Source organism: Chryseobacterium sp. Tr-659 (genome assembly GCF_011752975.1).
Lineage (GTDB): Bacteria > Bacteroidota > Bacteroidia > Flavobacteriales > Weeksellaceae > Chryseobacterium.
The window spans coordinates 200,306-223,234 of sequence record NZ_VWWP01000005.1; the positions used below are offsets into that span (position 1 = coordinate 200,306).

The following is a 22,929-nucleotide window of genomic DNA, read 5'->3' on the forward strand; positions in this document are numbered from 1 at the left end:
ACCGAACCATAAAAATATATGAAACATTCACTCCTGATAATACTGATCTTTTTTACGAGTACTGTTTTATGGGGACAGACCAATGAAAACACAATTTCAATAGGAAAAAAATACAATATTCAATCTAAGATTTTGAATGAAAACCGTGTCTATAAGATTTATCTTCCCCCATCTTATGATAATTCTCCGTTAAAAAAATATATCGTTGCTTATGTTCTGGATGGGGACGACAGTAAATTTAAAGAAATAGCCGGGATAGTTCAGTCTATGAATGCTGCCACTCAACTCAAAATGCAGATTCCCGAATTAATTATTGTAGCGGTTGAAAATACAGACAGAACAAGAGACTTTACTCCGACTCATTCATTGAATTATCTGGATCTGGAAAACATAGCCGCATTTAGCACCAGCGGAAAAGCTAGTAATTTTATGAAATTTCTGGAAACGGAACTAATGCCTGAAATCAATAAATCATACAGAACTTATTCGAGAAATATGATTATTGGACATTCACTGGGTGGATTATTGGCTATCAACTGTCTTTTGGAAGCCCCTCAATTATTCAGCTATTACCTGCTTATTGATCCTTCATGGTTCTGGGATCACAATTATATAGGAAAAAGAGCCCGGGAGGTTTTACAAAATGAAAACAATCTTAAAGCAAGAGTTTATATTTCATTAGCCAACAATTTTAAAGAGGATGGCAGGCATTATCAATGGGGGCAAGAGTTTTATAATTTACTACAAGCCAATTCTTCTCCGGGTTTATCTTCAAAAATTCAATATTTCCCTGATGAAAAGCATTTAACGGTTCCTCTTCCCAGTACGTATTATGGTCTTCGTTATATTTTTGAAGGTTTGGATATTGATATTAATGATATTATGAAAGATCCTTCCGTGGTCACAAAAACCTATGAAAGTATTTCACAAAAGCTGGCCTTAGATCTTAAACCCGATGAAGCTTATATGAATACGATAGGTTATGTAGCCTTATATGATAGAAAAATACCTGATGCAGCCATCTCTATCTTTGAAATCAATGCACAAAACTATCCTTCGTCCCTCAATGTATGGGACAGCCTTGCTGAAGCTTATATGAAAAAAGGCTTTAAAGAGAAAGCCAAAGAATGTTACAGAAAAATATTGGCATTAGATCCTGCTAATGTACGGGCAAAAGATCAATTAAAGAATGTAAAGTAATATCAGTCAGAATAACCCGAATAATACTAACGGATACATCCCATCTATTTATTTTTGAATATATGAAGCCATATGCATTAACATTAGTTATGAGTAGTTTAATAATTTTTATTTTAAGAGTTTTTTATCCTCATTCAACAATTAATGTAGCTCACAATATAAACTTAGTTTCAGTATCCGAAATAAGTACTGAAGAAACCAAAAATCTAGTTTTTTTTTATTTGATGGGAACAATGTTATCCAATTATATCATTTTCCATCAACATCTATTATTTAAGTTAACATATGGTTTGTTAATTATGATAAATATTATACTCATTGTTATATCATTAAAACAGTTTTAACAAAAAAATCCCACCCAAACGGGCAGGATTTATATTTTAAATTCAAGTCAAAATTATTCCCACTCAATGGTTGCAGGTGGTTTGCTTGAAATATCGTAAGCTACTCTGTTGATTCCTCTTACTTCGTTGATGATTCTACTGGAAACAGTATCTAAGAATTCGTAAGGAAGTCTGCTCCAAGTTGCCGTCATGAAGTCGATGGTGTTTGCAGAACGAACTACTGCTGTATATTCATAAGTTCTTTCATCTCCCATTACTCCTACAGATTTTACCGGAAGAAGCACTACAAAAGCCTGAGATACTTTTTCGTAAAGATCGTTTTTGTATAATTCTTCGATGAAGATATCATCAGCCTCCTGAAGGATTCTTACTTTTTCAGCGTCTACAGCTCCCAATACTCTGATTCCTAATCCAGGGCCTGGGAAAGGGTGTCTGTATACCATGTGGTGAGGAATTCCCAATTCTTCTCCTACTCTTCTTACTTCGTCCTTGAAAAGCTCTCTTAACGGCTCCAATAATTCGAATTCCATATCTTCAGGAAGTCCTCCAACGTTGTGGTGAGACTTGATTACCGCAGATGGTCCGTTTACAGACTGGCTTTCAATAACGTCAGGATAAATGGTTCCCTGAGCTAAAAATTTAGCACCTTCAATTTTATGAGATTCTTCGTCAAATACGTGGATAAACTCGTTTCCGATGATTTTTCTCTTCGCTTCAGGATCATCAATACCAGCTAGTTTTGAAAGGAATCTTTCTTTAGCATCCACCATTTTAATGTTCATATGGAAATGCTCTCCATACTGATCCATTACTTTCTTCCCTTCATCTTTTCTCAATAATCCCGTATCTACGAAGATACAAGTCAGCTGATCACCAATTGCTTTGTGGATCAAAACTGCTGCTACAGAAGAGTCAACACCTCCTGAAAGACCAAGGATTACTTTGTTGTCTCCTACTTTCTCACGGATTTCTTCAACTGTTTTTTCAATATAATTGGTTAATTTCCAGTTTTTCTCTGAGTTACAGATTCCGAAAACGAAATTTTCAAGCATTTTACCTCCTTCTTCTGTATGGGAAACTTCCGGGTGGAATTGAACACAGAAGATTTTCTTGTCTTCATTGGAGATAGAAGCAATTACTCCTGATTTTGCATTCAATTCAAAACCTGCAGGCAGCTCTCCTACTTCGTCAAAGTGACTCATCCAAACCACAGAGTTCTGAGTAACTCCTTTCAGCAAAGAACTTTCCTTAACGATCTCAAGATTCGCTTTTCCGTATTCTCCCTTTTCTCCTTTGTTTACTTTTCCTCCTAAAAGGTGAGCTGTCATCTGCATTCCGTAGCAAATTCCCAATACAGGTACTCCCTGCTCGTATAATGCTTTCTCTACCAGGTGGGCATTTTCTGCGTTTACAGAGCTTGGTCCACCGGAAAGAATGATCCCTTTTGGCTGTTTTGCTATAATATCTTGTAATGGTGTATTGTAAGGCAAAATTTCAGAATATACTCCCATCTCACGGATTCTTCTTCCGATAAGCTGGTTGTACTGGGATCCGAAATCTAAAATAATAATACCGTTGTTCATTTTTGATAATTGATTTGTTTGAAAGATGTCAGATTTCAGACATCAGATGTCAGATTTTGGGTCTGAAGTCTGGAATCTAGCATCTGAACTCTTATTTCTAATATTAACTGTTTTACAAAAAAAGACTTGGAATAACTCCAAATCTTTTTTCGTGATTTATTAAAACTTTCCGATGTCTTCTCTGTAGAAGCCGTAATCGAAATGTACATGGCTTGCATCTTCGTAAACATTTTTGCGGGCATCTTCGTAAGTAGCTCCCGTAGCCACAATGTTCAGTACTCTACCGCCATTGGAAACCACTTTATCTCCTTTTCTGATAGCACCTGCATATAATAGTTTGCTGTGCTTTAATTTATCTTCTCCTACGATTTCAAAGCCTGTTTCAATGTTTCTAGGATAACCTCCTGAGCACATTACCAAGCAAACAGCTTTTTCGTTTTTGAATTTAAGTTCAATGTCTTTTCCTTCCATACAATCCTGAATTACATCCAGAAGATTGTTTTCCATAAGAGCCATCAATACCTGAGTTTCAGGATCTCCGAATCTCATGTTATATTCAAGAAGGTAAGCGCCGTTCTTAGTTACCATCAATCCGAAGAAGATGATCCCTTTGAATCCGAAACCTTCCGCTTTAAGACCTTTAATGGTAGGTTCAAGAATGTTTTTCTCGAAATCTTCATAATGCGCCTGAGTAAACTCCGGGCTTGGTGCTACTGATCCCATACCTCCTGTGTTTGGTCCTGTATCACCGTTTCCTGCTTTTTTATAGTCTTTTGCAGCGATACAAGGGAAAAGTTTTTCACCGTTTGAGAAAGCGATGATGGAAGCTTCAAAACCTTGTAAATATTCTTCGATAACTAAACGGATTCCCGCATCTCCATAGATTCTTCTGATCATGAAGTCGTGGATTGTAGCTTCAGCTTCTTCAAGGTTATCGCAAATGACAACACCTTTTCCACCTGCTAAACCGCTCGCCTTGATTACTAAAGGATACTGCTGTTTCTGAATATATTCTTTAGCATCATTGTATGAATCAAATACCACAGCTTTAGCCGTTTTGATATCATAGGTCTGCATAAATTTCTTAGAGAAGGCCTTACTTCCTTCCAGGCTTGCCACTTTCTGAGTAGGACCGAAAACTTTAAGATCGTGTTTTTTGAATTCGTCCTTTATACCTGATACAAGAGGAGCTTCGGGACCTACGATCGTAAGATCAATCTTTTCTTTAATAGCGAAATCTCTAAGTTCTTTGATTTCTGATAAATGAACATTTTTCCCTATTACATCGGTAGTAGCATTCCCGTTGGCAAAAAACATTTTAGAAATTCTAGGGTCATTCTGAAGTTTTGCCGCTAAAGCAGATTCTCTACCGCCTTCACCTATGATTAATATTCTCATACTTTATTTATTATCTAGTCTAATTTACAAATATATAATTTTCAAATTAAGAAATTAAGAGATTTGGGAATTAAGATAGCTGCTGATTATAATTTCTGAGTTTCTTAATTTCTTAATCTTTTAACTCTATTTAATTAATGTAAAAAGTGTCTTACACCTGTAAACATCATTGGAATACCATGCTCATTAGCAGCTTCTATACTGTCCTGATCTTTAACACTTCCTCCAGGCTGGATGATTGCTTTGATACCTTCTTTAGCACAGAAATCTACCACGTCACGGAAAGGGAAAAATGCATCAGAAGCCAATACAAGATTTCCTGAGAATTTCTCTTTTGCTCTTTCAATAGCCTGTTGTGTTGCCCAAATTCTGTTTACCTGTCCGCCACCAATTCCGAACGCCTGAATTCCGTTCGAAACAACAATCGCGTTTGATTTCACATATTTTACGACTCTCTGAGAGAAAAGCAATGCTTTTTTCTGCTCTTCTGTAGGCTGTACATCTGTAACCACCTTGATATCATCAGAGAAATGAGTATCATTATCCTGAACCAGAATACCACCATCAATCTTAACCCAAGTCTGTTTGTCTGAAACAGGGTTTACAATTTTAATGATTCTAAGGTTTTTCTTTTTTCTTAAAATTTCGAGAGCTTCTTCATCAAAATCAGGAGCCATTACAATCTCAAGGAATGTTTTGTTAAGTTCTTCAGCTGTTGCAGCATCGATCTTATAGTTCATAGCAACAATTCCGCCAAAGATAGAAACAGGATCACATTCGAAAGTTTTCTGATAAGTTTCCAATGCTGAGGTTCCGATTGCAACTCCGCAAGGTGTGGAGTGTTTTACCGCGCAACATGCCATTTCTTCTTTGAATTCCGTTACTACTTTCCAGCAAAGATCCATATCACGAAGGTTGTTGAAAGAAAGTTCTTTACCGCCAAGCTGCTCAAAATCTTTCATTGCTCCGTTCTCGAAAGTAGAAACATAGTAAGCGGCTGTCTGGTGAGGGTTTTCACCATATCTCAGGTCAGAAACTTTTTTATAAGAGGCATTTAAATAAGCAGGATATTCTTCATCTAAAAGCATTCTTGAGATGGCTGCATCATAAGCAGAAGTCAGGTTAAATACTTTTCCTGCAAGCTTTTTACGGGTTTCGATGTATGTATCTCCGTTTTGTTCCATTTCCAGTTTTACTGTTGTATAATCTTCTACATCAGTAATTACGGTAACAGAGTCAAAGTTTTTTGCAGCAGAACGAAGCATTGATGGACCGCCAATATCTATAAACTCTACTTTTTCGTGCAAAGAAATGTCTTTATTCACGTTTTCAAAGAAAGGGTAAAGATTTACGATAACCATGTCAATCAGACCAATCCCATGTTCCTGAACTGTTTTCATGTGTTCTTCATTGGAACGAACTGCTAAAAGCCCGCCGTGAACCTTCGGGTGTAAAGTTTTCACTCTTCCGTCCAACATTTCAGGGAAATTGGTTACCTCATCAATCTGAATGGGATTTAAACCAGCGTCTTTCAAATGTTTGAACGTTCCTCCTGTAGAGATCAACTCATAATTCTGAGCTTCCAAAAACTGCGCGAATTCGATTAATCCGCTCTTGTCAGAAACACTGATTAAAACTCTCTTTTTACTCATCTTACTTTCAATTTTTTACTTTTTACAGCTATTTCAAACTGTGCTCGGGTCTTTCACCTCCGGGCTTACTTTTTATTTTACTTAGATTCTTTTATTAGGGTAACAATATATCAGTCTAGCAATGTAACAATATCTTCAATATCGGTAAACTGGTACATTGTTAAACTGTTACATTATCAGTTTCCAAGGACCTTATTGATCGCTAAAGGAAATATTTCATATTCAATCTGGTGAACTTTCTGTGCCAATGTTTCCGGCGTGTCATCTGCTGTTACTTCGAAAGATTTCTGAAGGATGGCTTCTCCTTCGTCTATTCCGGGAGTTACAAAGTGAACGGTTGCCCCGCTTTCTTTTTCTCCGGCTTCAATAACGGCATTATGAACATGCATTCCCCACATTCCCTTTCCTCCGAATTTCGGAAGCAATGCAGGATGAATATTGATTATTTTACCATTCCAGTTTTCACAGAATTCAGATTTTAGAATGGATAAAAACCCTGCCAATACAATAAGATCTGTATTTTCCGGAATTACTTTAGCCAGTTCATTACTGAAATTCTTTCCTCTCGGAATCAGTATATTTTCGATATTGTGATTCTTTGCTCTTTCCAATCCGAAACATGCTCTGTCTGCAACTACTAAACTTACTCTTGCATTCTGGATTTCCCCAGCTTCAATAGTATCTATAATCCTCTGCAGATTGGTTCCGGAACCGGATACGAGTACAACAATGTTCTTCATATTTATTAATGTAACAATGTATCAGTCTAACAATGCAACAATCGTTTTAATTGGTACACTGGTACACTGGTACATTGATAAACTGGTACATTATATTGATAAATTGATTTTCTCTTCTCCTTCAGTGATTTCTCCAATTTCGTAAGCATCATCTAAAAGGTGTAATACTTTTTCAGCATGTTCAGCATCTACTACGATCACCATTCCTACTCCCATATTGAAAGTACCGAACATTTCTTCACGAGTTACTCCTCCTCTTTTTTCCAACTCAAGCATTACACTAGGAATTCTGATTTTTGAACCATCCACAGAAGCACAAAGCCCCTCCGGAATAATTCTAGGTACGTTTTCATAAAGACCACCTCCGGTAATATGAGCAATTCCGCTTACTTTTACTTCTTCTAATACTTTATGAATGTCTTTATAGTATAATCTTGTAGGAACAAGAAGTGTTTCGTATAAAGGTTTTCCTTCAAACTCTTCTTCAAAGTTCGGGAATACTTTTCTTACTAAAGAGAATCCGTTTGAATGGAATCCTGAGCTTGGTAATGCAATAATTTTGTTACCAGCTTTGATGGTAGAACCGTCAATGATTTGATCTTTTTCTACGATTCCTACACAGAATCCTGCAACATCATAATCTCCTGGCTGGTACATTCCCGGCATTTCAGCAGTTTCTCCACCAATCAATGCACAGTTGTTATCCTTACAAGCTTCTACCATTCCTAAAACGATTTCAGCTGCAATTTCAGAATCAAGTTTTCCACAAGCCAGATAATCTAAGAAGAATAATGGTTTTGCACCGTGACAAAGGATATCATTGGCACACATTGCAAAACAGTCTACCCCGATAGAGTCATATTTTTTAGTATCTAAAGCTACTTTCAGCTTTGTTCCTACTCCATCTGTTCCTGAAACAAGAACCGGATTTTTGTATCCTCCGATTTCATAGAAAGCACCAAAACTTCCCAAATGATTAAGTACATTGGAATTATGGGTTTCACCGACCGCTTTTTTGATCTTGTCAACCGTTTTGTATCCTTCTTCTTTATCTACTCCTGCTGATTTGTAAGTGTTGCTCATTTTAATTAGATTTTTAGATCCTAGATTCCAGACTTCAGACTATTTGTAAATCTAATATCTGACATCTGATGTCTCATGTCTTTTTATTATTACTTTACTTGATTTTTGAAAACAAAAAAGCCGACAATCTTTTCAGATTATCGGCCGTTATTTTATCTCAGAATTTCAGAGCCCACAACTTTCCCTTTATGAGAAAAACATTGTTTATAGGAGGTCTGAATTTTCATCTCTTTTCTTTTTGCAAAAATAGTAATTTTAATTTAATATTCAAATTCTATTTTTCAAGGATAGTTTCAATGGCTGCAATCTTCTTAATTTTCTCCTTTAACTCAGTGATTTTTTCTTCGTTAGAAATTTTCTGAGCACCTTTATCAAAGTTATCATTGAAGAAAGGAAGTGAAAAAGTTTCCACCACATTTCCTCCGTGGAAAGGAAAACGTTTCGATGCAGCTTCCAAAACTCCTGCTCCGCCTCTTCCTCCCGGAGAGGTGGACATCAATAGCATTGGTACTTCATTCCAAACAGTTCTGTCCTTGATTCTGGATACCCAGTCGAACACATTTTTGAATGCTGTAGAATAGGTTCCGTTATGCTCTGCCAAAGCCACCAGCAGTACATTTGCACCATCAACCTTAGCGGCAAAATCGTGAGCTTCCTGAGGTACTCCACCAGCCAGTTCTCTTTCATGTTTATAGATCGGCATTTCGAAAGGATTCAGGTCTACTACTTCTACTTCTGCATTTTCAAATAATGTGGAAGCATATGCTACCAACTGTTTGTTCATTGAAACTTCTGAATTACTTCCTGCTATTGCTAAAATTTTCATATGTGGGGTTTATTTTTTAAGATTACAAATTTAGTTCTTTATTTAAGATAAGCCGGTAATTCCATCGGAACTTCCATTAATAGTACCTCAGCATCTTCTACCGCTTCGATGTTAAAACTCTGCGTGTCCCAGATTCCTAATCCGTCTCTTTCATTCAGAACACGGTCTCCAATTTTTGCACTTCCTTTTAAAACAAATGCATAAACACCGTTTCCTTTTTTGTTCAGCATATAATTTTTGCCGTTTCCTTTTTTAAAGTTGGCTAAATTAAACCATGCATCCTGATGGATCCAGACTCCATCATCATTTTTATTCGGTGACAAAATCTGTTGAAACCCGTTAATTTTTTCTCCTTCTTTGATACTTTTCTGATCATATCTCGGTTCAACATTCACTTCTCTCGGGAAAACCCAGATCTGAAGGAATTTTACTTCTTCATCTTTATTTTTATTGTATTCGCTGTGCATAACACCGGTTCCGGCGCTCATCACCTGGATTTCTCCTTTTCTGATCACAGCTGTAGTTCCCATTGAATCTTTATGTTCCAAATCGCCCTCCAAAGGAATTGAAATAATTTCCATATCTCTGTGCGGGTGTGTTCCGAATCCCATTCCCTGAGAAACGGTATCGTCGTTCAAAACTCTTAAAACACCAAAGTTCATTCTGTCTCTGTTCTGATAGTTAGCAAAACTGAATGTATGATAAGAATTTAACCAACCATGATTAGCATGGCCTCTTGAATCTGCTTTATGATATACTGTTTTCATTTTTATGATTATTTATGGTACAAATGTACGGGATATGGATATTTAAAAATGTTGATGTAGGTTAAGAAAGAAAATCTGAGAGCAAAAGGGTGCAAAAGCGAGAAGGTGAAAAAGCAAAGAAAGCAAAGCTGATGAAAGAGTGAAGAAGGCCGCCCCGCCCCCATCTAAATAGGTTTCTTCTCATTTCTCTTTTAATTATAAAAGGTTCTCCTGAAAGATTGGGTTCTTTTTATCATTCCAAAAACAGATCAGTATGTGTATCGGATTCAACACCGGACCGTCACCCTGAACCCTGTCAAGGTTTTGAACCTTGACAGGGTTGAAATTTTTGCATTAAAAGGCATCTTTGATTCTTGAGTTTCGTTTAAGATAGAAAAATACAATACAGATCATCCCCATTAAAAAGATCAGCATTTCCAGAATAGTAGACATATAGCCGGAAAAACTTCCTAAAACATTCGTTACAATACCGGTCCCTATCTGATTAGCTGCCATCAGAAATCCGGATACCAGCACCGAATACGCAGGGAACTCTACTGTTCCCCAGCCAATAGAACCTGGAAAGATACTTCCCATAAAAAAACCTGTTCCAAACATCACAAATAGAAGCAACTTAATATCAGGATACACTAATAGTAACAGGATAAAAGCGGCAACGCCGATTGGTGCGATGAGAAAGAATGGAGACAAATCAAATCTTTTTGAAAATATTCCGAACAAAAGCCGGTTTAGAGCAATTCCTCCCCAGAACAGAGAAAGACCGAGACTTGCATTACTGTTATCAAGGCCTTTGTTTTTAAGAATAACTCCTCCAAAGCTCCCAAAGGTACCTTCAACACAACCATACAATACAATGGCACCAAAAAACCACCATAATTTTCCGGGAATTCTAAAATGACCGGGAAGTTCAAAAAAAGTTCCTTTTTCAATTTTTAATGACAGAAAAATAATCCATACAATACACACTGTAATAAATATAATTCCGGGAACATACATCCAGTTTTTAATATCTCCGATGAGATTCATCATTAAAGGAGATGTTGATGTACCCAGTCCTACCAGAAACTGAAGAATTAAAATGGCAGATGTATTTCCTCTTTCAAATAAGCTTGCGGCTAAAGGGTTTAAGGTAGTTATAGATAATCCGAATCCAGAACCTGTAAAAGCCACCAGCACCATTAATACCGGAAATAAGAATGTTTTTTCTGTGATAAAGTAATGCAGCCCCCATAAAGTACCTGTGGAAATAAGCATCAACAGAACTCCTGAAGCCAGAATTATTTTAGGGCCCCATTTATTCACCAGAAACGGCGTACCTAAACAAGAGATGATAATGCAAACCACCTGAGGAATAAACAGATTTCCAAACTGAGAGGATGAAAGTCCAAATAAAGACGGATCTGTAAAAGCTGTTCCCAGAGCCGGAAAAATTACAAAATTAACTCCGGTGAGAAAGGCTAACAGAAATACGATGGCAATGATGACTTTCTTGCTGTTCATAAGTTTATCTCAAAACATTCTTTTTTAGATATTCTCCTACTCTCAATGCCATTGCCATGATTGTGAGCGCCGGATTCACCGCACCACTGGAAACAAAGAATCCTCCATCTACGATATACAGATTTTCCAGATCATGGGCTTTGCAATTAATATCTACTACTGAGCTTTCCGGGTCAGTTCCCATTTTTGTTGTCCCATTTTGATGAGCCGGTGAAGCAATATCCATTCCTTTGCTGAAGTAATACCCTTTGAACAGGAAACTTTCAAATTTACCGGATGCTTTTAAAGCTTTAATCAATTCGGTTTTTAAAAACTCATGTCCTTTCTGATTGTTATCCGTGTAACTTATCTTAATCTGTCCGTTTTCTACCGTTACTCTATTTTCAGGATCCGGAAGATCTTCCGATGTCAGCCAGAAATCGACCGCATGTCTGGCCATGAGGTCAAAAGTGAATCCGGGTGCCGGAACAGGACTGTCTGCTTTAATTTGATTTTCATCTGATTTACCCAGCATTTGTATGTGGCCTAACGGAAATTCATATCCCCGGGCTGCGTGATAGAAATCGTTAATTCCGAATGTCTTCCCGAATTTTGTGGGATTGGGTTCTGTATAAAGGGCAATTAATGCTGTATTTTGGTGAAACATATAATTTCTGCCTACCTGGTCTGAAGAATTAGCCAATCCGTTGGGAAACTGATCACTTTTACTTTGCAGTAATATTGCCGCTGAATTAATTGCTCCTGCAGAAAGTATGACAAGTTCTGAAGTAAAAACTTTGGTCTCACCATTTTGCTCTACTACTATTTCTGTAATTTTCTGCCCTGAACTATCGGTATTCAGCTGTATTACTTTTGTGTTCACCATCAGTTCAACGTTAGGATATTCCAGCGCTTTTGACAATGCGCAAAGGTGGGCATCGCCTTTTCTTTCGGAAGCATCCGGAAATCCATCAAAACGGTCTAATGTATAGGGAGCATTTGCTGTTGCATGGGGTTTAAAATTGACTCCTATGGGCAATTCAAAAGGATGTAATCCATAGTTTGTCAATTCATCAAAGATCTCCTGAATTCTTGGTTCATGAGGCAATGCCGGATTGGGATAAGGTTCGGAATCAAAAGGTTCAGTGGGATCTGAGCCTCTTTTTCCGTGTACATGAAAAAGTTTTTCGGCTTCCAGATAATACTCTTTTAAATCATCATACTGAATGGGCCATTCCGGTGATACTCCACCATAATGCTGTATTTCTTTAAAATCTTCTTCTCTTAAACGGAATAAGGCCGCCCCGTAGAATTTGGTGTTTCCACCAACATTATAATGCATTCCCGGCCGGAAAGCTTTTCCGTGTTTATCCAGCCATACATCTGTGGTTGTATATCTGTTTTTCTGAAAAACTTCTATGGAACTCCAGTTTTCTTTTTCTACGGGAACATAATCTCCTCTTTCTAAAATCAATATTTTTTTTCCGCTGTCTGCCAGTTTATAGGCAATGGTTGAACCTCCTGCTCCGGTTCCTATGATGATGATATCGTACATTTTCTACAATTTGATGTATCTAATTTAGCCATTAAAAAAGCAGAATCTGCTTAACAAAATGTTAAATTTCAATTGATTGTATGAATAATTTATAAAAAGTAAAAGGGCAAAAAGGTAAAATGGTAAAATGGCTCTTCTATAAGGATTTTAAAAGCACAGGCTGTGAAACTAAAATTTACGGGATAGGATTTCAACTTTTGGGTTTTGGCTAAAGCCGGTTGATCGGGGCATCAACAAAAAAGCGGACTAAAGCCCGCTTCTATTGATATTTTAATATTGTATCTTAATTTTCTGATCTTAAAAGTGTACCTGTTTTATTTCCTCTTCAATTTCCTTAGGTGTTTCATTTTCTGATTGAACAAAGATGAGTGTTACCAAAGCGCCGATCAGCATACATACGCCTCCTACAACTACATAATCCATCGCCTGTTTTCCGAAAACATCACTTACAATAGGACCTCCAAACAGCCCATTAATGATCTGCGGAATGACAATAAAGAAATTAAATATTCCCATATACACTCCCATTTTTCTTAAAGGAATAACCTCAATCAGCATTGCATAAGGCATTGCAAGGATGCTGGCCCAGGCAAACCCTAATCCGATCATTGAGATCCAGAGATTATTGACATCTTTAATGAAGTACATTGAAATCAATCCTAACCCACCACAAAACAGGGCTAAGGCATGAGTTTGTTTTTTACCGATCCACTTCGCAATCGGAGTCAGTAAGAATGCAAAAGGGATTGCCCATAGGTTATACATTCCGAAAAGCTTTCCTGTAAGATCTCCGGCATTATTAAACTCCTTGGAATGGGTATCTTCCGGCGAAAGCCCGAAATGATGGGTTGCCAGGGCGCTCGTTGTAAAAACCCACATCGTAAACAGAGCAAACCATGAGAAAAACTGAACGATTCCCAGCTTTTTCATTTGCGCAGGTATGGCTGCAAAATCTTTAAAAATATCTGAGAATTTAGAATGTTCTTTTTCTATTTCTTTTCCATCTTCAAACGCTGCAAATTCCTGTGGAGAATATTCTCTGGTAGTAACAATCGTGTACAGAATTGATATTAAAAGCAGCACAGCACCTACATAAAAGGAATAGATTACATTATCGGCTACAAATCCTTTGGGTGCAACATTTGAAATTCCCATTCGTGTTAACCAATCCGGCAAATAGGAACCCAGTACTGCTCCAAACCCGATCAGAATGGTTTGTACCGAGAACCCTATGGTTCCCTGATGTTTCGGAAGCATATCTCCTACCAATGCTCTGAACGGTTCCATTGCAATATTAACAGAAGCGTCCATCATGGCCAGAAAAATAACAGCCAATAAAAGGGCATTAGCAGCAAACATCTGCGTTACGGAAGCTGCGTTCGGAAGCAAAACCAATCCTATGGCACATAAAACGGCACCAATTAAAAAATAAGGCTTTCTTCTTCCCAGCGGACTCCAGGTATTGTCTCCCATATGCCCGATAATCGGTTGTACTATCAGTCCTGTAACAGGTGCTACAAGCCAGAACCATGATAATTCATGAACATCGGCTCCCAAATTGGCCAGAATACGGCTGGCATTTCCGTTTTGCAATCCGAAAGCCATCTGAATTCCTAAAAACCCCATACTCATATTGATGATCTGAGTAAGTGAGAGATCCGGTTTTATTTTTTTTGCCATTGTTGTCTTTTCGTATTATTTCGTTTTTAATTCCCCGATCAGGATATCTTCAAGTGCAGTTTTGTCTGCAACCACTTTATCAACAACCTCGTTAGGAACCGTCATGGAAAGTACATATTGCTTCACCTTCCAGTTTCCGTTGATTTTTTCCACTACTCCGGAACCTCTGCATATTTTCATCTGGGTATCCAGTAATTCATCAAACCATGCCAGTTTACCATCTTTACTGAAATAAATATTTCTTTTAAGAGCAGTAAAATTCCATGTTTTCTTTTTGTCAAAATAAGGTTTAGCCCAGACCATGAAAGCTTTTTTATCCCAGATTTCCGTAGCATCTGTCCCAATAAAAGTAGATTCATCGGCAAAATAATTGAAATAGGCATTATAATCTGCTTTTGCAGCTGCTGCATTGAATGCATCCAGCATTGTACTGATCTCTGACTTTTCTTTTTCAAATTTGTTTTTTGACTGTGCTGAAATTAAAGAGAATCCTAATAAAAAAAGGATCAGAGTGTAAGCAGTTGTTAGTTTTTTCATATATAAATCGTTATTTTTCAAGTTCAATAATCAAAGGCGTTTTAGCAGGAACATTCATTGTATTTTGTAGTGTGAATTCTTTTCCTGAAATAATATCCTTTCCTTTTGTAAAGTCTTTAAGTGCTTCCGCGAAATATTTCAAGTCTAACGCCTGATCTTTTTCATTATTGTTGATCACCACCATTACGCTTTCTTTTTCGTTATATCTGAAATAAGTAAAAACGCCGTCTTTAGGAACGAAATTTTTAGTTTTTCCGTTATGAATCACTTCTTTGCCTTTTCTCCAGTTCAATATTTTTTGGGTAAACTGGAAAAATTCTTTCTGTTCGGAAGTTTGTGTTGAAGGATTGAAAGCATTCTGTTGATCAGACTTCCAGCCACCCGGAAAATCCCTGCGGATGTCTGCATCACCGCCTTTTTCTTTATCTCCGCGCATTCCTACTTCCGATCCGTAGTAGATCTGAGGAATTCCACGAACTGTAGAAATGAGAGCAAGTCCCATTTTATAGGCTTTAGGATCTGCCTTGAAGATTTCATTCCACCTTTGGGTGTCGTGATTTTCAAAGAAAACCAATAGATTATCAACATCAGGATAAAGGAAATCGCTTGTAAAAGATTCATAAATACGGTTCATTCCGGTGTCCCAGCCTTGTTTTTCCTGAAAAGCTTTAGGCATTTCGCTGAACAGAACAAAATCCATTACAGAAGGTAGATTAGAATTATACCCTGCTGCCTCACCTGTTTTGGAGCCTTTCTGCCATGCTGAAATATGACCAGCAGTGGAAAGCCATGTTTCTCCTACAATATTGAATTTCGGATATTCATCAGTAATCGCTTTAGCCCATTTAGCCATTGCTTCCTTATCATTGTAAGGATAGGTATCTACACGAAAACCTCCTAATTCAGCGTATTCAATCCACCAGATTGCATTTTGTGTCAAATATTTTAAAACCAGAGGATTTTTCTGATTAATATCCGGCATTGTGGCATCAAACCATCCGTCCATCGCATATTTTTTATCAATTTCGGAAGCATTGGGATCGAATTGTGATGTGATTTTATAATTGGATCTTTTGAAGCCCTTTTCTCCGTCATCAAACCAATGAATCCAGTCTTTTGTCGGCAGATCTTTAATCATCCAGTGGGAAACACCCCAGTGGTTGGTGACATAATCCATCACGAGCTTCATATTCCTTTTGTTCAGTTCACGGGATAATGTTCTGTAATCTTCATTCGTTCCGTATCGGGCATCAATTTTATAGAGATCGGTTTGGGCATAGCCATGATAGGAATATACTTTTTCATTGTCTTCATTAACCGGCGTCAGCCAAACAGCTGTTGCTCCGAGATTCTGAATATAATCAACATTATTGATGATTCCCCGCAGGTCTCCTCCATGCCTGCCGTTGGGTAAATTCCGGTTGGCTTTTTCGGTAAGTTCCGGCCTGGAATCATTCTTTTCGTCGCCATTGGCAAAACGATCGGGCATAATCAGGTACATCACATCTTTTGAAGTATAAGATTCCCGATTGGCAGAACCCGAGATTCTTTCCTTCAGTTCATAGGTGTAAGAACCGAGTTGCTTTTTATCTTTTTTAATATTGATGGTAAATTTCGGAACATTGATTTCACTGGTATTTACCGTAATAAAAACATAATTAGGGTTCTCAACCTTTTGGATGTCTTTAATTCTGATTCCGTCTGAAAGACTGATCTCATTATTAGCAATTCCTTTTCCATAAACAAGGATCTGAAGTTCAGGATTTTTCATTCCTTTCCACCAGAAAGCAGGCTCTACTCTTTCCAACGTTTTTTGGGAAAAAGCAACAGAAGCTACGGAAAGGGCTAATGCGGCATATATTGTCTTCATATTAATGTTCAATTTAGCATTAAATTTTCATATATACGATCAAAACATATCAGAATACACATTTTTTGTCTCGATCAACGTCAATTTTAAAAATTCGGCATTTATATTCTAATGTTTTTCAATAATCCTTTACATTTTTCACAAAAAATTCATCTATAAAGTTAAATTCTCATGATTTTTATCTTTAGATTTACAGAAAAAATGTTGGACTTCAGTAATATGTTCAAAACAGAGGGGCCGGATGTTGTTTATACCTGGACCATTCCCATGTTTGCTGCTATTATTTTTATAGAAATGGCTTACAGCCACTTTAACAAGGAAAAAATCTATGAAACTAAAGATGTGGCAACGAATGTTCTTTTTGCTTTGCTCAACTATGGGCTAGACATCATCATGAAAGGTTTTTCGTTGTTTGTGATGATGTTTTTCTATCAGCATCGTCTTTTCGACTGGGAAGTTGGGGTTTGGTATTGGATCGCTGTATTTCTCGCCCAGGATTTTGCTTATTATGTTCATCATTATGTGGATCATCACTCCCGTATCTTCTGGGCAGTACACATTACTCATCATAATTCTGATTATTTCAACATCAGTACAGGCTTCAGAAGCCCTGTGTTCCAGCCATTATACAGATATCTTTTCTTTTCTCCATTGGCATTTATAGGATTTCATCCATGGCACATCCTGGTGGCTTATTCTGCCATACAGATCTATGGTACTTTTGTTCATACCCAATCCATTAAAAGTATGGGATTTTTAGAATATATTCTGGTTACTCCTTCTCATCACAGGGTACATCATGCGTGTAATATCAAATATCTGGACCGTAATATGGGAATGGGACTGATCATTTGGGACAAGATCTTCGGAACATTTGAAAAAGAGGACCCCGAGGTTCCTGTGAAATATGGTATCTATCCTAAAATGGAGTCTAAAGATCCGGCAACTACCCTGTTCTATGAATGGCGAAGAATAGGTAAAGATATCAGACAGCCCGGAATTTCTTTTAAAACCCGATTGAAATACCTTTTCTATTCTCCGGGATGGAGACATGATGGTACCGGAAAAACGGTAAAACAGTTTCAAAAGGAATATCTCGAAAAAATAAAAAATAAAGCATCTGCAGTAAAAAAAGAGCCAGTTCCTGAAGCAGAATTTGAATATACAGAGGCACTGGATAAATAAAAAAAAGTAGCCCCGGACATTGAAATTCAACGAACCGGGGCACCTTAGTGTATCTTCAGATTATTTTACTGGTTTAATAGAAATTGCGAAACCGCCGCTTCTTACCATTTTAAAATTAATTTTAGATTTGCTTGTAATCTCTTTCTTATAGATATTATAGCTTTGAGGATTGTCTATATAATCGGCATCTTTTCCATCTTCATAGATGGTTGCCTCATATTTTCTTCCTTTGTCAAGGAATGAGAAGTCTACAGTATACTCACGTTTGTTTTCATCGGTAATCCCTCCTACAAACCAGTTTTCCGTTCCTTTTGCTTTTCTTGCAGTGATCACATAATCTCCAGGTTCAGCTGACAAGATTTTCGTATCATCCCAATCCGCAGCAACATCTTTGATAAACTGGAATGCATCCATATGCTTTTTGTAATTCTCAGGAAGATCTGCTGCCATCTGAAGCGGCATATACATCGTTACATATAATGCAAGCTGCTTAGCCAGAGTTGTTTTCACAAAACGGTTATCTCCAGGAAAATAATAGTCTAACTTTGTCTGGAAGATTCCCGGCGTGTAGTCCATAGAGCCACCCATCCATCTTGTAAATGGAAGAACGGTCTGATGATCCGGCTTGTTCCCTCCGAATGCTTCATATTCTGTTCCACGAGCTGCTTCTGCGGAAATATAATTCGGGTAGGTACGGCTTTCTCCTGTAGGACGTACAGATTCGTGAGAATTGACCATGATTTTATAGTCGTTGGCTTTTTCAGCGATTCTGTAGTAGTGATTGATCGTCCATTGAGAATAATGATGTTCTCCTCTAGGAATGATATCTCCTACATATCCTGTTTTCACAGCATCATAACCATATTTGTTCATGGTCTGGAAGGCTTTGTCTGCCCATCTTTCATAGTTCGTTGCTGAACCTGACGTTTCATGGTGCATGATCAGCTTAATTCCTTTTGAATGTGCATAATCATTCAGCATTTTAATATCAAAATCCGGATATGGAGTAATGAAATCAAAAACAAATTCTTTAGAGTGTCCGAACCAGTCTTCCCATCCGATATTCCAGCCTTCAATTAATAATCCCTGAAATCCGTTTTCTGCAGCAAAGTCAATATACTCTTTAACTTTCGTATTGTTGGCTGCATGTTTACCATTCGGAGTTAGTTTTGAAAAATCTGTTTTTCCTAAATGAACGTTTTCAGCAGTAGAATATGCCCACTGTGATTTTCCGATGATCATTTCCCACCAAACACCCATGTATTTTGTAGGGTGAATGTAAGAAGTATCGGTATATTTTGTAGGTTCGTTAAGATTAAAGATCATTTTGGAATCCATTACCTGTTCAGCTTTCGGAGCTACGATAATTGTTCTCCAAGGGGTTACCGACGGGGTTTGAATATATCCTTTCGCGCCTTGTCTGTCAGCAGTCAAATGAGTTTTGAATCTGAAGTTCTGTGCATCCACTTCAAGATGTGAAGCGGGATAATTCAATACGGCAGCTTCTGCTACGTTAATATACAAAGGCTCTTTTCCTTCTTTTTTAAGCATCAGCGGAGACTGTACGGCATTTTTAACCAAAGTCTGTGAAGCATTGGCATCGTAGGCTTTATCCCATCTGGAAGGAATTTCAGAAACTTTAGTTTCCTGATACTGATATTCCTGAGAATCATAATCTGCCACCATCCACCAGGCCTTCATATCGGTAGGGAAATCGATTTCAGAATCTTCTTCTCGAATAACGAAATAATTCAGATTTTTCTGTTGTGGAAATTCATATCTGAATCCAAGACCGTCATTGAACAATCTGAATTTCACTACAATGCTTCTGTCTGTGGAAGCCTGGTTCAATGTAACCGCTAATTCATTGTAATGGTTAATATAATTTTTCTTTTCTCCTAAAACCGGCTGCCAGGTTTCATTTTTGGAGTCTCTTTTTTCATCTGTTTTCGCAAAACCATTGTTCAGATCGTATTTTGCATCTTCCGGCTTGGCAATCTCGGAAGCAAACTTTATAGCTGTGTCTTTAAATAATCTCAATCCCAATTTAGAATCTTCAACTACTACGGCCCCATTATATTTCAGGTTATAGTAAGGTACTCCTTCTTTCAACTGAAAGTTCATTTCAAACTTCCCATCCGGAGATTTTAAAGATTGGGCTTTCACCCCTACAAACATCATTGAGAGCAAAAGTGCTCCAACTGTAATTTTCTTCATAATGACTATTTATTAACTTAAAAAATAGATAAAGTGCTGCTTTACCACAGCACTTTTTTTATTTTAATTTGATTTTACAATTTAGTAACTGTTAACTTGTAATATGCTGAATTATGTAAATCCAGTTCAATTTTATAATTGCCCGCCTGTGAAACTTTATATCCAGGATCATTTGTTACAGTTCCTTCCGGACTGAAGTATGATTGAACAGCAGTTCCGGATGTCAGAGTCTGATCAGTATCTTTTGGCTGGAATTTCATTACCCAATCATCATTGGCTCTGAATTTAAACACCCCATTATTTGATAATGCAATTGAATTGATCACAAAAGTTTTTGTGGCAGGATTATATACAAAATCTGTATCAGATCCCCAGCCTGTAGGAGTTGCATCTCCGATAACACCAAAGTTGGCCAACACAGAAGAATAAGTATTCGCTACCCAGTCTACTTTCATATAATAAGTTCCGGCTGCTGCAGGTACTATATCCGATCCATCTGCTTTTAATTTTCCGGTATTAGTTCCATCATCTCCTTTGTTTCCCGGCCAATCCTGGTTAATAGCAAATTTATATTTCCCATTATCTCCTGATGCATCCTTAATAAAGATAAAACCTCTGTATTTGTCATTCTTCTCAGGAGAAAACAAATTAGGGGAATTGGCTGGCGTCCAATTTGCATAACCAGCTGCTCCGGCATAGGCTCCCGGAACATTAATTTTAGGGTATACCAAATCAGGATTTGGAGTATAAGGAGTTACTTTAAGGGCTATTACATTGGAGTAAAAAGCTGCTGATCCTACAGAAGTCTTCAATCTTACTTCGATATCATTTACAGCATCCGGTAAAGCTCCAATAGTAAACATAGCTGCATTCATGGCTGCATGAGTAAAAGAGCTTGAAGTCATATCATTGGAAAAGTCAATGGCAGCACTTTTTTTGAAGTTGTCACCTTTAATTCCAAATTCTACTTTTTGGGTAGGAACTACAGCAATATTAAATATTGGTTTTGTCCACGTAAAAGTGATTACAGCATCATTAGCATTAAGCTCATTAAGAACTATTGCACTTTTATCTGCGGATATTTTACTAGCAGATGTTTCATTGATAACAGCCTGATCTTCATCTTTTTCGCAGGAAGTAACCAAAAGTGCAGTAAAAACTACTGTCAATATTTTAAAAAAATGTTTCATTTTTAATAGTTTTAATGATTAATATCCGGTATTTTGAATAAGATTAGGGTTTGCAACGATATCATTGGCCGGTATTGGGAACAAGTTTCTATACTCATCTACAGCTTTACCATTTTTTACGCCTCCTTTCCATGGCCATATATATGCACTGGAAGTAAATTTCCCATAACGGATAAGATCTGTTCTTCTTGTTGCCTCCCAAGACATCTCTCTTGCTCTTTCATCCAAGAAAAAATCAACATTAACGGATGCAACCTGATTGGCTCCTGCTCTTGTTCTCAATGCATTTACATAGCCTAAAGCCGTACCTATATTTCCTCCAGCTCCTCCTCTCGCTGTGGCTTCACCATACATCAGATAGATGTCAGCTAAACGATACAATGGAATATCAGCATCCACAAAGTTTCCTGTAACATCTGATCCTGGCTGGTTATTGGCGTATTTTATATTTTTATATTTAATAAAACCATAACCATCTGTGAAAATAGTTAAATCATTAATTTCTAAATTCTGGCCGCTGGTATAAAAGTTTCCTCTCTGGTCATTTGGAGAACTATTGAATAAGGCAACAAAAGATTTTGTTGTTCTTATACCACCCCAACCTCCATTAATACCAAACTGTGCTGCAGGCATTGATCCTCCAACAGCAGCATGTACCATAAATGTGGAACCTCCATAAGTTTTGGTACTCAAACCGTCATAATTAACGGAAAGAATTACTTCAGGGTTATTCACATTGTTATCTGCCATGAATAATGACCCATAATTTGATTTTAAAGAATATCCTGCATTAATTACTTTATTACAATAAGTAATACAGTCTGTATTTCGTTCTGCTCCCGTGTATACTTTCGCATTAAGATATAATCTAGCCAAGAGTGCCCAAGCCGCAGCCTTATCCGCTCTACCATATTCATTTGTTCTGGCATCCTTCAGGTTATCTGCACAAGCTAATAGCTCAGACTCTACAAATTTGAATAATTCTTCTCTTGCTATTCTTGGTGGCGGGTTATTAATAATATCCGTAGTTTCAGTAACAAATGGTACATTTCCAAATAAATCCAAAGCATGATAATAAGATTGAGCTCTTAAAAAACGAGCTTCGGCATTCATATATTTTGCCTCTGTAAGATTACTTCCGGAAATTCCATTCTCAGAAAGCTTCTGATCAGTGGTATTTTTAATGAACTCATTACTTACTGCTATTACGTTAAAAATTCTATAATAGATAGCAGCAATAAATGGATTTGATGCATTCCAGGTCATATTATGCATTTCCGGAAGCCCGGCATCACTCCATGCAATAACAGCTTCATCTGTTGTTAATACCTGCATACTGTACATTTGTCGAAGATAGTTGGAAAAACCACCATCAATACCTCCAATATCCGTATTTCCATCAGCATTGTTCTCATCTCCCTGACCTCCAATAGCAAGCCCGGCATAAATCTTAGCTAAAGCTGGTTTATAGTTATTAAAATCTTTATATAATATCGAGGATGTTAAGCCTAAAGTAGGCTCTCTTTCAAGATCTTTTGTACAAGATCCTGCTGAAATCAAGGTTCCTAAAGTAATAGACCCTATAATTATTTTTTTATATAAATATGTATTTTTCATATCAGA

17 protein-coding genes are annotated in these 22,929 nt (G+C 37.3%); 2 read left to right on the forward strand and 15 right to left on the reverse strand.

The window, feature by feature from the left end; all coding sequences use genetic code 11:
• Positions 1-18 precede the first annotated feature (18 nt).
• Positions 19-1,200, forward strand: a complete 1,182-nt coding sequence (locus tag F3J23_RS13070; RefSeq protein WP_167029552.1) for an alpha/beta hydrolase-fold protein — start codon at positions 19-21, stop codon at positions 1,198-1,200.
• Positions 1,201-1,597: 397 nt separating this feature from the next.
• On the opposite strand, the gene guaA is transcribed toward F3J23_RS13070, so the two are convergent.
• The 12 genes from guaA to F3J23_RS13130 form a co-directional block, all read right to left on the reverse strand.
• Positions 1,598-3,127, reverse strand: a complete 1,530-nt coding sequence (gene guaA, locus F3J23_RS13075) for a glutamine-hydrolyzing GMP synthase (protein WP_167029554.1) — start codon at positions 3,125-3,127, stop codon at positions 1,598-1,600.
• A 159-nt stretch (positions 3,128-3,286) separates the two neighbouring features.
• The gene (purD, locus tag F3J23_RS13080) at positions 3,287-4,525 is read right to left on the reverse strand and encodes a phosphoribosylamine--glycine ligase (protein ID WP_167029557.1); all 1,239 of its coding nucleotides are present in this window, start codon (positions 4,523-4,525) and stop codon (positions 3,287-3,289) included.
• A gap of 134 nt (positions 4,526-4,659) precedes the next feature.
• Positions 4,660-6,177, reverse strand: a complete 1,518-nt coding sequence (purH, locus tag F3J23_RS13085) for a bifunctional phosphoribosylaminoimidazolecarboxamide formyltransferase/IMP cyclohydrolase (RefSeq protein WP_167029560.1) — start codon at positions 6,175-6,177, stop codon at positions 4,660-4,662.
• Between the two features lie 176 nt (positions 6,178-6,353).
• Positions 6,354-6,917 (reverse strand): phosphoribosylglycinamide formyltransferase, encoded by a 564-nt coding sequence (purN, locus tag F3J23_RS13090; protein WP_167029563.1) that lies wholly within the window; start codon positions 6,915-6,917, stop codon positions 6,354-6,356.
• Positions 6,918-7,007: 90 nt separating this feature from the next.
• A complete protein-coding gene (purM, locus tag F3J23_RS13095) occupies positions 7,008-8,000 on the reverse strand; it encodes a phosphoribosylformylglycinamidine cyclo-ligase (RefSeq protein WP_167029566.1) in 993 nt (330 codons plus the stop codon).
• A 274-nt stretch (positions 8,001-8,274) separates the two neighbouring features.
• Positions 8,275-8,826: an NADPH-dependent FMN reductase gene (locus F3J23_RS13100; protein ID WP_167029569.1), complete on the reverse strand. Its 552-nt coding sequence runs from the start codon at positions 8,824-8,826 to the stop codon at positions 8,275-8,277.
• A gap of 38 nt (positions 8,827-8,864) precedes the next feature.
• Entirely contained in the window at positions 8,865-9,593 is a 729-nt protein-coding gene (locus tag F3J23_RS13105) for a pirin family protein (protein WP_167029572.1), read from the reverse strand.
• A gap of 333 nt (positions 9,594-9,926) precedes the next feature.
• On the reverse strand, positions 9,927-11,093 hold the full coding sequence (locus tag F3J23_RS13110) for an MFS transporter (protein WP_167029574.1): 1,167 nt from the start codon (positions 11,091-11,093) through the stop codon (positions 9,927-9,929).
• A 4-nt stretch (positions 11,094-11,097) separates the two neighbouring features.
• Positions 11,098-12,627, reverse strand: a complete 1,530-nt coding sequence (locus F3J23_RS13115; protein ID WP_167029577.1) for a GMC oxidoreductase — start codon at positions 12,625-12,627, stop codon at positions 11,098-11,100.
• Positions 12,628-12,924: 297 nt separating this feature from the next.
• The gene (locus F3J23_RS13120; protein WP_167029579.1) at positions 12,925-14,307 is read right to left on the reverse strand and encodes an MFS transporter; all 1,383 of its coding nucleotides are present in this window, start codon (positions 14,305-14,307) and stop codon (positions 12,925-12,927) included.
• A gap of 15 nt (positions 14,308-14,322) precedes the next feature.
• Positions 14,323-14,844, reverse strand: a complete 522-nt coding sequence (locus F3J23_RS13125) for a nuclear transport factor 2 family protein (RefSeq protein ID WP_167029582.1) — start codon at positions 14,842-14,844, stop codon at positions 14,323-14,325.
• Between the two features lie 10 nt (positions 14,845-14,854).
• A complete protein-coding gene (locus F3J23_RS13130; RefSeq protein WP_167029586.1) occupies positions 14,855-16,714 on the reverse strand; it encodes a glycoside hydrolase family 13 protein in 1,860 nt (619 codons plus the stop codon).
• A gap of 201 nt (positions 16,715-16,915) precedes the next feature.
• Between F3J23_RS13130 and F3J23_RS13135 the strand changes: the two genes are divergently transcribed.
• Positions 16,916-17,899: a sterol desaturase family protein gene (locus F3J23_RS13135; protein WP_167029907.1), complete on the forward strand. Its 984-nt coding sequence runs from the start codon at positions 16,916-16,918 to the stop codon at positions 17,897-17,899.
• A gap of 60 nt (positions 17,900-17,959) precedes the next feature.
• Here F3J23_RS13135 and F3J23_RS13140 read toward each other — a convergent pair whose 3' ends face one another.
• The 3 genes from F3J23_RS13140 to F3J23_RS13150 form a co-directional block, all read right to left on the reverse strand.
• Complete coding sequence (locus tag F3J23_RS13140; protein WP_167029589.1) at positions 17,960-20,116, reverse strand: glycoside hydrolase family 97 protein; 2,157 nt, start codon at positions 20,114-20,116, stop codon at positions 17,960-17,962.
• 74 nt (positions 20,117-20,190) lie between these two features.
• Positions 20,191-21,306, reverse strand: coding sequence for a SusE domain-containing protein (locus F3J23_RS13145; protein WP_167029592.1), 1,116 nt, complete (start codon positions 21,304-21,306; stop codon positions 20,191-20,193).
• A gap of 18 nt (positions 21,307-21,324) precedes the next feature.
• The gene (locus F3J23_RS13150) at positions 21,325-22,923 is read right to left on the reverse strand and encodes a RagB/SusD family nutrient uptake outer membrane protein (protein WP_167029596.1); all 1,599 of its coding nucleotides are present in this window, start codon (positions 22,921-22,923) and stop codon (positions 21,325-21,327) included.
• Positions 22,924-22,929 lie beyond the last annotated feature (6 nt).